Source organism: uncultured Nevskia sp. (genome assembly GCF_903885465.1).
Classification (GTDB): Bacteria; Pseudomonadota; Gammaproteobacteria; order Nevskiales; family Nevskiaceae; genus Nevskia.
The window spans coordinates 1-10,531 of sequence record NZ_CAISIQ010000050.1; the positions used below are offsets into that span (position 1 = coordinate 1).

At 65.7% G+C, this 10,531-nt stretch carries 7 protein-coding genes; 3 read left to right on the forward strand and 4 right to left on the reverse strand.

The window, feature by feature from the left end; translation table 11 throughout:
- Positions 1-55: 55 nt before the first annotated feature.
- The gene (locus tag QZY06_RS01795; protein WP_295679422.1) at positions 56-2,311 is read right to left on the reverse strand and encodes a TonB-dependent receptor plug domain-containing protein; all 2,256 of its coding nucleotides are present in this window, start codon (positions 2,309-2,311) and stop codon (positions 56-58) included.
- Positions 2,312-2,740: 429 nt separating this feature from the next.
- Here QZY06_RS01795 and QZY06_RS01800 point away from each other — a divergent pair, with 429 nt between their 5' ends.
- The gene (locus QZY06_RS01800) at positions 2,741-5,041 is read left to right on the forward strand and encodes a hypothetical protein (protein WP_295679424.1); all 2,301 of its coding nucleotides are present in this window, start codon (positions 2,741-2,743) and stop codon (positions 5,039-5,041) included.
- Positions 5,042-5,044: 3 nt separating this feature from the next.
- On the opposite strand, the gene QZY06_RS01805 is transcribed toward QZY06_RS01800, so the two are convergent.
- Positions 5,045-5,566: a c-type cytochrome gene (locus QZY06_RS01805; RefSeq protein WP_295679425.1), complete on the reverse strand. Its 522-nt coding sequence runs from the start codon at positions 5,564-5,566 to the stop codon at positions 5,045-5,047.
- The gene (gene soxC / locus QZY06_RS01810) at positions 5,553-6,806 is read right to left on the reverse strand and encodes a sulfite dehydrogenase (protein WP_295679428.1); all 1,254 of its coding nucleotides are present in this window, start codon (positions 6,804-6,806) and stop codon (positions 5,553-5,555) included. The genes QZY06_RS01805 and soxC overlap by 14 nt, the downstream gene beginning before the upstream one ends.
- A 102-nt stretch (positions 6,807-6,908) precedes the next feature.
- On the opposite strand from soxC, the gene QZY06_RS01815 reads away from it, so the two are divergent.
- On the forward strand, positions 6,909-9,086 hold the full coding sequence (locus QZY06_RS01815) for a transglycosylase domain-containing protein (protein ID WP_295679430.1): 2,178 nt from the start codon (positions 6,909-6,911) through the stop codon (positions 9,084-9,086).
- Here QZY06_RS01815 and QZY06_RS01820 read toward each other — a convergent pair whose 3' ends face one another.
- The gene (locus tag QZY06_RS01820) at positions 9,087-10,346 is read right to left on the reverse strand and encodes a putative Na+/H+ antiporter (protein ID WP_367275536.1); all 1,260 of its coding nucleotides are present in this window, start codon (positions 10,344-10,346) and stop codon (positions 9,087-9,089) included.
- Between QZY06_RS01820 and QZY06_RS01825 the strand changes: the two genes are divergently transcribed.
- Positions 10,300-10,531 (forward strand): hypothetical protein (locus tag QZY06_RS01825; RefSeq protein ID WP_295679434.1); only part of this gene is annotated, 232 nt, incomplete at its 3' end. The genes QZY06_RS01820 and QZY06_RS01825 overlap by 47 nt on opposite strands.

Sequence of the window (10,531 nt, forward strand, 5' to 3'; positions counted from 1 at the left end):
GTCATGCCCGCGCAGGCGGGCATGACGGGTTAGATGTATCTAGCTTGAAGTTGCCTCAGAAACGCACCGTAACGCCACCTATCACAGTCCGCGCCGCACCCGGACGAATGCCGTTCTCGATGTCGACGATATACAGCTTGTCGGTCAGGTTGCGGCCGGTCACCCAGAGCTCGGTCTTCGGCCCGGACCAGGGCAAGGTGTAGCCGATGCGCGCCGACAGCAGCGTGTTCGACGGCACCCGGCCGAGCACCACCACTTCGCGAATCTCCACGCTGTCGCCGGCCTGCACCGGTTCGCGGTCTTCGTTGGCCAGCACGAAATCGCGGGTGTTCAGCAGATCCGAGAAGTAGCTGCCGAAGTGGTTGACGGTCAGCGATACGTTCCAGCGTTCGCCGCCGCGCAGGCCGACGGTGATGCTGCCGGCATGCAGCGGCGTTTCGGGCACGCGATTGCCGTCGAGTTCGCCTTCGGTGAACGTCGAGCGGGCATAGCTGTAGGCCACTGAGGAATAGGCGCGCACATTGCTGCCGCCGATCGCCGGTGTCTCGTAGTTCAGGCCGAAGTCGAAACCGAGGCTGCGCGAGTCCGCCGAGTTGACGACGATGTTGGCGTCGTCGACGGTGTATGGCAGCTGCACCACGGTGTCGTAGATGAGGTTGTAGAACGCAGCGCCTTCCACGTTCAGGCCGCTGGCCAGCTTGTGGCGGAAGCCGATCTGGCTGTTGATGCCGGTCTCGGGCTTGAGCGGAAACTCGTCTGCCGATCGCGCGAAGGCTGGCGTGTAGCCACGGGCGATATTGGCGAAGATCTGCGTGCGTTCGACGCCGGTGTAGAGCAGCGCCAGGCTCGGCAGCGCCAGTAGGCGATCGTCGCGTTCGCCATCGAACTCGAATTCGGCTCCGGTGAAACGGCGCTCGCGATGCTGGGTGTAATGCTCCACTCGCACGCCCGGCGTGATCTGCAGATCGCCGACCTGCACGGCGTCCTGGATGTAGCCGGCGATCGCTGTCGACTGGTACTTGTCGAGGCGGGCTTCAGCCAGTTCGACTTCACCGAAGTTGCTGCCCGGATTGCCCTTGGAGATGACTTCGCCAACGGCGCCATAGCTGCGGCCGTCATCGAACAATGAACGCATGGCCTGCACGCCGAAAGACAGCTCGTGGCCGATGCTGCCGGTCTGGAAATCGACCACGGCCCGCGTCTCCGCGCCGTAGTTCTCGTACAGCCGCGAACGGCTGACCATCACGCCGCTGACGCCGGGTTCGAACTGATATTCGGGATCGTCGTAGACGAAGGCCGGCAGCGCATCGACCGATACCGCTTCGGGATCGACGGTGAACCGGCGGCGATCGGTGCGGGTGCTGTAGAGGCGCGAGGACAGGGTGATGTGCTCGCCATTCCACTGATGCTTGAGGTCGTACTTCGAGAAATCCACCGCCATGGTGTTGTACTGCTGACCGAAGCGGCCGAGCTTGCGCCGCGGCGCCAGCGCGTACTCGACCGGCGTGAGATTCGATTCGTCGTAGTGCGAGTCCTCGAGCATGCGGGTGATGCTGAACTCCACCGACTGCGATTTCGACAGCTGGTATTCGAGCTCGGCGTAGAAGTCATCGAACTGCGACTTATCGACATCGAAGGCGCCATCGGCATTGGCGCCGGTATAGGCGACGGCGATGCCGAGATCGCCGATGGTTCGCGTATGCGAAGCGTGGCGCTGGAAGTTGTCGTCATTGCCCAGGCCGAATTCGATCTTGGTCTGCGGCGTCGTGGTCGGTGACAGCGAGCGGAAGTTGACGATGCCGTGATTGTTCAGCGGGCCATAGATGACATGGCCGGTGCCCTGCAGCACTTCGACGTTCTGCAGCCGCTGCAGCGGCGGCGTGTAGTGCGCCGATGAATCGAGGTATGGCGAAGCATTGATCGGCACGCCGTCTTCAAGCAGCAGCACCTTGCGCGAGCGCCGCGACGGCGCACCCCGCAGGCCGATGCCGGAGCGGCGGCCGGCGATATCGTCATCGATCATCCGCAGGCCCGGCACGCTGCGCAGCGCCTCGTGCAGGGTCACCGGCTTCAGTTCCTCGATGGTCTCCGCGGTCAGCTGGCGAGCGGTGCCGGCGGTGTTCTCGATCGGCCCCACGAAGGTGCCTTCGACCAGCACCGGAGCCAGCTTCACCGCTTCTTCGGCCGTCGCGGATTCAGCCGTTTCCTGTGCAGCCGCAGGGGCGCTCCACGGGCTGCCGGCGGCCATCAGGGCAGCGGCCAGCGCAATGGGTTTGCGGCGGCGGGGTGTCGTCGGCATGGTCTCTTTCATCTCGGGGGATTTCTGGTCGTGGGCGGCCGCGCGGAAAAGCGGCGGCGCCCGCCATGATCAGAAGGTCAGCGCTGGCGATGAATGGGAAAAGTTCCCCGAATCCGGCCGGTGTTGTCGGCATGTTGTGAAATGCGCCAGATCTTCACTTTTCATCCGTTGATCGTTGACGATGATCAAAAATCCATTTGCCCTGGAGGCCGCGATGCGGGCCGCCGGTGGGAATTACTGCAAATGAAATCGGCCGATCCTCAGGCGTTCGCTGCGACAAGTCTTGAATGTACCAAGTCACAGGAACTTCGTCCTGACGAACGCGATTTGCGCGGCCATTCGCGAACTTGGACACTTGATCCGCCCAGCGATGCGCATGCGCAACAGAGGTCCGGGCGCCAAGGCCCTGGGGCCTGTTCATCCAGAAAGGGAGTGTCTGCCGTGTCGATCCGGGTCTTGTGGTGCGCGTTGCTGGCGGTGTTGCTGACGGCCTGCGGGGGAGGCGGAGGTGGATCGGGAGGCGGCAGCATCTCGGTCAACAGGACCAGCCTGAGCTTTCAGGCAGACCAGTTCGCATCATCGACCCCGGCGCAGACGGTGCGCATCACCGTCAACGACAGCCGCGCGGCGTTTGTCGGCGCGGCCTATCCCGACGGGCAGACTCCGGCCGACTGGCTGGCAATCAGTATCAGCGGCTCCGGCTCGACCTACGACGCCGTTTTCTCGGTCGCCGCGACCAGTCTCGCGCCCGGGACCTACACCGCACGACCGAGCCTGGGCTATGCCGATGCCAACGGCAACGTGCTCGGCTATCGCGATATCACCGTGACCTTGATGGTTCGAGCACGGCTGTCGGCCAGCGAGTTTCCGCTGACCGGCACGCTGGTGGTCGGCGATTCGACAACCACGATCGAACAGCTGGTCTCGGTGTCGGCCGATACACTCACCTGGCGTGCAGCCGCGAGTGCGCCGTGGATTGTGGTGCCGGCAGGACCGTTCACGGGCGGCCGGGCGCTGTCGGTGACCCTGGATGCCAGTGTACTTTCGATCGGCGACTACAACGGCACGGTGACCCTGACCAACAACGCCGATGCCGGCAACACGGTGATCATCCCGGTGGCGCTGAGCGTGACTGCGCCGACGTTGACCGCTGGGCCGGAAAGCCTGCAGTTCGGCGGTGACGACGGTCTGGCCGGCACGCCGCCACAGCTGTTCAGCTACCAGATCAACACCGGCACCAACACCTATCCGTGGACCGTGACGCTGTCCAGCGATCCGACCGTACCGGCCTGGCTCGCGGCCAGCACGCTCGGCGGACAGGTTGGCGGCGGCGGTGCGACGACGATGATTTTCGCGAATCCGGCGGTATTGACCGGCGGCGTCTACATCGGCTCCGCGCGGCTCGACGTCAATGTCCGCGGCACCGTGCTCAGCTACACCTTGCCAGTTCGCCTGAATCGCGAGGTCGAGCGCCTGCAGGTGACGAGCGACGGAGTCGCGTTCTCGCAATTTCCTTCGCGGGAACTGCTGAGCCGCGACATCGGCGTCACCACCAGCCTCGGTCGCGCCAGTGTGCCGTGGTCTGCAAGCTCTAGCGCCGGCTGGCTCGGCGTGACGGCAAATGGCGTCACCGGCGGCGCCCTGCGTCTGACCGTGACGCCAGGCGTGCTTGCCGCCGATACCGTGCACCGCGCAACGGTCACGGTGACCGGCAGCGATCCGGCAATCGGTGTCGGCGAGCCTGCCGTGGAGACCATCGCGGTGTCGTTCTGGCGTTCGGGCACCGAGCCGGGCCGACTGTCGTACGCCGCCGAAGGTCTGCGTACTGCGACCAATCCGGTGCTGCCGCTGGTCTATAGCCATGAGGGCGGCAATCAGGTGGCAATACGCAACATCTACACTGGCGCACTGCTGGGCCGCTTCCCGATCGGCACCACCGCAGCGGGCTCGATGGCGGTCAGCTCCAACGGCGAGGTGCTGTACATCGTCGACGCCAGCACCGCGCGCGTGCTGGCGCTCGATGCCCGCACCGGGGCTTCGAGCGCGGTTTACCCGTACGCGTATCTCGGTAGTCTGTACGACGTGCGTCTGGCCTACACCCGGACGTCGGCGATTCCGACGCTGATTCTCGGCAATGGTGTCGCCATCAATCTGCTCAGCGGTGAATCCCGCGCGACGATCTTTCCGACCAGCGATTTCTACGGCAACGGCGCGATCTCGGTGACCGGCGACAGCCGAGAGGTCTATGTCATCGATACCGGCATAAGCCCGTCGCGAATCAGCCACGCGCAGGTGTCGTGGTCGACCTTCGATGGCGCCCGCTTCGTGGTCACCGATCGCGGCAGTCGCTCGCCGGGTTCGAACGGGCTCGACGTCGCGGTATCGCCGGACGGCAGTCAGGTCTACGCCGCCAGCGGTGCACCGTACGAGTTCCCGGTGTTCAGCGGCGATACCTTGCTGCCGGTGCGCACGCTGGCGGGCGCGGCCTACCCGAACAATGCCGAAACCGCGTGGAACGGCTTGTTTGCCGGCGGTGCCGACGCGTTCTACGACGACATCGACATCTGGTTCTACCGCTCAGATGGCTTCGGCATCGGCACCTCCCGCTGCACCAGCGGCAACAGTTCGCTGATCACCGGATCGCTGCTCTTCTCCGGCGATGCCTTCCGCTACGTCTGCGCCAGCAACGGCAGCTTCGGCGGCAACCGGACGCTGGTGTTCGACAACGCGCCGACGCCCTGAAGCTCAGTGGCGCTTGGCATCGATCCAGTCGAAGCCATCGCGATTCGGCATCCGGACCTTCGGCAGGCTCTGCTCATCAAGCACACCATCGGCCTCGATCAGCCCGGATAGATGCAGCAGGTAGGCGGTGACGGCATAGGTCTCGTCGACGCTCAGCGAACCCGGCGCGGTCATTGGCATCGCCCGGCGCGTGAAGTCCCACAAGGTGGTGGCGTAGGGCCAGTAGGTGTTCACGGCGGGATCGGGGTCCGCGCCGGTGAGCTTGCCGTCGCTGATCAGATGGCCACCGCTGCCGCCACGTCCGGCAATGCCGTGGCAGGACGTGCACTGAGCGTCGTAGATCACCTTGCCGTCGCTGACCGTGCCGCGCCCGGCGGCCAAGCCGCGGCCATCCGGGAACACGCTGCGGGGCAGGGCGGCGATGTCGGCGGCGCTCAGCGGCTTGCCGAGTCCAGGCCCGGCAGCTTGTGCCGCAGTCGCGATCAGCAGCCAGCTCGCCAGCAGCAGGCGCTCAGGCGTAGACATGGCTCAGCTCCCCGTCTTCGCTGACCTGCCAAGACACGATCGCGTTGTAGTGGAAGTAGCCGGCCCGGCCACGCTTGGCGACGAGGGCTGCGCGTGTCGGTTGTACGGCGCCGGTGTCGTCGACGGCGCGGCTCTGCAAGGTTGCGGCGGCGCCATCCCAGCGCCAGGGAATGCGGAAGCGGGTGAAGCTCATCGGCAGCACCGGGCCCTGCAGCGCCGCCGGCTTCCAGGTCTTGCCGGCATCGGCGGAGACTTCGACCCGCTTGATCTTGCCGCGCCCGCTCCAGGCCAGGCCGCGAATCTCGTACAAGCCCTTTTCGTTCAGCAGATGCCCGGGCGACGGCGAGGTGATCAGCGACTTCACGTCCATCACGAAGGTGAACTGCCGCGCCCGGCCATCGGGCTGCAGCTCGGTGTAGCGGCTGGTCTCGTTGCGGCTCATCACCGGCTCGGTCGTCAGCTCGATGCGACTCAGCCATTTGACGTTGAGCACGCCTTCCCAGCCCGGCACGATCAGCCGCAGCGGATAGCCCTGCTCGGGGCGCAGGCGTTCGCCGTTCTGGTACAGCGCCAGCAGGCAATCTTTGCGCGCCTTGGCCAGCGGCAACGACATGTTCATGCCGATCGCATCGCTGGCTTCGAGCACCAGCCAGCGCGCTGCCGGATCGACGCCGGCTTCGTCGAGGACGATCGACAAGGGCACGCCAGTCCATTCGCTGTTCGAGGCAAGGCCATGCAGGTAACCGGCGCGGGTTTGCAGCGGCTCCAGGTTCCAGCTCGAATTGCTGTTGCCGCCGCATTCGACGAAACCAATGCGCGAGCGCTGCGGATAACGCTTCAGCGCCTCGATCGTGAAGCTCAGAGGCCGCTGCACCAGGCCATGCACGCTGAGCCGATGCGCCTCGGCATCGATCTGCGGCACGCCGTTGTGGTGACGCTCGAAGTGCAGGCCGCTCGGCGTGATGATGCCTTCGAGATCGTGCAGCGGCGTCCACGACACGCCATTGCCGGCGACGGCGCGATTGGCGCTGATCCAGCGGATCGTCGCTTTCTCCTGCGGCGACGGCTGGCCGTAGTTGCTGAACGGTTGGCCCGGCGTGCGGGTCGGATCGCTTGGTATATCCGCAGCGATGGCGATCGACGGCGCCGCTGCAATGGCGGCGCTCCAGCGCAGGCCGCGACGCAGAAACAGGCGACGGTCGAGCAGGCCGCTCGCGGAAGTCTCGTCGCCTTCGCTCATCGTCTCCTCCGAACAAGCCAGCGCCGTCTTCTGCGGCGATCAGGCTCCACCTTAACTCGCCGAGCACAGCTAGGATCAGCGTTCGTCAAAGGAGCCGTTCATTTGCTTCGACCCAGCCGCCGACTGCTGCTACGCCTGTCCGCCGCCGCGCTGCTGTTGCTGATCGTGGCGACGGCCGCCTCGCAGCGCGCGCTGCCCGAGCATCTGCAGCCGGAGCTTGCTGTCGCTGACGTGCGTCCGGTGCTCGATCGCAGCGGCGAGCCGCTGAGCGCGCACTACCAGCAGCGCTGGAATACCGCGGATCGCCTGCCGCTTGAGCAGGTGCCCGCGTTCCTGCGCACGGCGATGGTCGCTGCCGAGGATCGGCGTTTCTGGCAGCACGGCGGTATCGACTGGCGCGCACGCGCTTCGGCGATCCGTCAGGGTATTGCTGCCGGCCATGCGGTGCGCGGTGCGAGCACGATCAGCGAACAGGTGGTGCGCCTGCTGCACCCGCGGCCGCGCACCGTGTGGTCACGCTGGGTCGAAGGCTTCGAAGCGATGCGGCTGGAAGCGCGCTTCAGCAAGAGCGACATCCTCGAGTTCTACCTCGATCAGATTCCCTATGGCGCGCAACGCCGCGGCATCCGCCAGGCGGCGCGCCATTACTTCGGCCGCGAGCCGGCAACCCTCAGCAATGCCGAGATGCTGGCGCTGGCGGTGATGCCTCGCGCGCCGAGCCGGCTAGATCCGCTGCGCGATGCTTCGCGCCTCAAGGGCCCGATGAGCAGAGTCGCCGCGCGGATGCTCGATGACGGCCTGATCAACGCCGAACAAGCCGCGCAACTAGCCATTCCACCAGCGGCGCTCAGTGCAGACGACGACAGTGTGCCAGCCGCGCACTTCATCGCCGAGCTGCGTCGTCGTCAGCCACCGACCGGCGACGGCCCGCTGCGTTCCAGCCTTGATCGCGGGCTGCAGCGCCAGGGCCAGCAATTGCTCGATCAGCGGCTGCGCGATCTGGCCAAGGTCGGCGTGCGCCAGGGCGGGCTGCTGGTCGTCGATCTCGATGGCAACAAGGTGCGCGCCTGGAACGTCGGCGACGTTGATTCTGGCGATGCCGAGGATTCCGAAACCGGCATCGACACGGTGCAGACGCCGCGTCAGCCAGGCTCGGCACTCAAGCCCTTCGTCTATGCGCTGGCGCTGGAATCGGGCTGGACGGCGGCAACGCCGATCGCCGATGACGGCCTCGCGGCGCATGTCGGCGATGGCCTGCATCCTTATCGCAATTACTCGCGGATCAGCTACGGCACGGTCACCGTCCGCGAAGCGCTCGGCAACTCGTTGAACGTACCGGCGGTGCGCGCGCTGCAGTTCGTTGGCGGCGAGCGGCTGCTGGCATTGCTGCGCACGCTCGGCATGCGCGGCCTCAGCCAGCATCCGGACGTCTATGGCGATGGCATTGCGCTCGGCAATGGCGAAGTGACTTTGGCGGAACTGGTCGGCGCTTATGCAGCACTCGCCAACCAGGGCAGGGCACGGCCGCTGACCCTGTTCGAGGACGGCCTCGAATCGCAGGTTTCGGTAGCGGCGCTGAGCCGCGACAGCGCCTCGATCATCACCGACATCCTGTCCGACCCGCGTGCGCGCCTGCTCGAATTCGGCGACGGCGGCCTGCTGCGCTTCCCGGTGCAGACCGCAGTCAAGACCGGCACCTCGAGCGATTACCGCGACGCCTGGTGCGTGGCCTATGACGGCCACCACGTGGTCGGCGCCTGGATGGGCGCACTGGCTGGGCAGGCGATGGATGGCGTCACCGGTTCGATCGGCCCGGCGCTGCTGGTGCGCTCGATGTTCGGCTTGCTGAACCGCAACCAGCAATCGCGGCCGCTGATGCGCAGCCCGAATCTGGAAGCGCACACGGTGCGCGGCCCGGACGGCGGCGAGCGCCTGGAATGGTTTGCGCCGGGCACCGCACCGGAATCACCGGATGCGGTCGTCGCCTCGATCAGCGCCAGCGAAGCCGGCCCGCCGCGCCTGCTGCAACCCTTCGAAGGCTTAGCGATGGCGATCGACCCCAGAGTGCCGCCGGAGCTTCAGGCCCTCGAGTTCGAGCTGGCCGGCGTGCCGGACAAGCCCGAGGCAAACGCGGTGATCTGGATCGTCGATGAGGCCGAAGCCGCGAGAACGCCGGGTGGCCGCTGGCAATGGCCGTTGTCGCGTGGCGAGCACACGGCGAGCGCCAAGGCCGCCGATGGCCGCTGGCAGACGCCGACGGTGAACTTTCGAGTGAAGTGACTAGAGAAACCGCATCGCAACGATCGCCACCAAGGTCGGCGGCAGCGCCGCCAGCAGCAGGCCGAGCGCGCCGATCGTTTCGTCCTCGAAGCGGACTTTCAGGATCGAGAAGCCGGCCGGGTTCGGCGCGTTGGCGATCACCGTCAGCCCGCCGCCAGTTACTGCGCCGGCGACCAGCATGTACTTGAACTCGTCGCTCAGGCCTTCGACCAGCGAGCCGAGATAGGTCAGCGCGGCGTTGTCGGTCAAGGCCGTCAGCGCGGTGGCGCCGAAGTAGACCGCGTCCGGGCTCATCGACAGCAGCACAGGCTGCAGCCACCACTGCTGCATGCCGCCGAGCACGACCAGGCCGGCCAGAAAGAACGCCACCAGCAGCGCTTCCGGCACGATCAGCCGGCCCTGATGGCGTTCATACGCCGTGGCGAAGCCGATGAAGAACAGCAGCAGGCCGAGGAACAGCGCCGGGTGATGCGCGAACATGACCACGCCGAGCAGGATCAGCGTGTTGACCAGCATGATCGGTAGCGGCACGGCGGCGTTCTTGCCTGCGCTGCTACTGACGATCCCGGCCAACTGCTTGCGGAACAGCACGGTCACCGCGATGGCATTGATGACCACCGCGATCGCGGCCTTCCAGCCGAAATTGCTCATCATGAAAGCGATGTCCCAGTTCCACTTGGCAGCGACCATCAACACCGGCGGCGCAGCGAACGGCGTCAAGACACCACCGATCGAGATGTTGACGAACAGCACGCCGACGGTCGCGTACTTGAATTGGCTCGACAGGCCATCGGCGTTCAGGAATCGGTCGCGCAGCATCAGTGCACCGAGGGTCATCGCCGCCGGCTCGGTGACGAATGAACCGAGCAGCGGCACCAGCGCCATGATCGTGAAATAAGTCGCGGTGCTCGTCGGCAGCGGCAGCAGCTTCGAAACACCTTTGACCAGCAGGCTGGCCAGATCGAGGATCGGCCGGCTGCCGGAAACGATCATCACCGCGAACACGAACAGCGGCTCGGTGAAGTTGCGCGAATCGACATAAGCCAGCGCCGCGGTCCTGCCTTCAAGTACGAACAGCAGGATCACCAGCACCATCGCCCAGAAGCCGAACACCACTTCGACTTCGCCGAGCAGATGGAAGATGCCTTCATGCCGCGGATAGCGATGGGCCAGACCTTCGAAGAACTTGGTCGAAAAGGTGTGGATCAGCGCGATGACGAAGATTGCGGCGGCCAGCGACTGGATCAGGGTCGGCATCATGATCGAAGAGGGTCAGCGGGAAGGGGTGGACCGTACCACGCGGGTTGTCGGCAATTGTCAGCCTGCGGTGAAGCCCAAACGAAAAGCCCACCGCGAGGGTGGGCTGGCTCGAGACCTGCTTCGAGATCAGAAGATCTTCGAGAACACCCAGTACAGCGAGCCGGCTAGCGTGATCGACACCGGCA

Coding starts and splice junctions, on each gene's coding strand:
- QZY06_RS01805 (WP_295679425.1), bottom strand. CDS start 5,566: ATGTCTACGCCTGAGCGCCTGCTGCTGGCGAGCTGGCTGCTGATCGCG.
- soxC (WP_295679428.1), bottom strand. CDS start 6,806: ATGAGCGAAGGCGACGAGACTTCCGCGAGCGGCCTGCTCGACCGTCGC.
- QZY06_RS01820 (WP_367275536.1), bottom strand. CDS start 10,346: ATGATGCCGACCCTGATCCAGTCGCTGGCCGCCGCAATCTTCGTCATC.
- QZY06_RS01795 (WP_295679422.1), bottom strand. CDS start 2,311: ATGAAAGAGACCATGCCGACGACACCCCGCCGCCGCAAACCCATTGCG.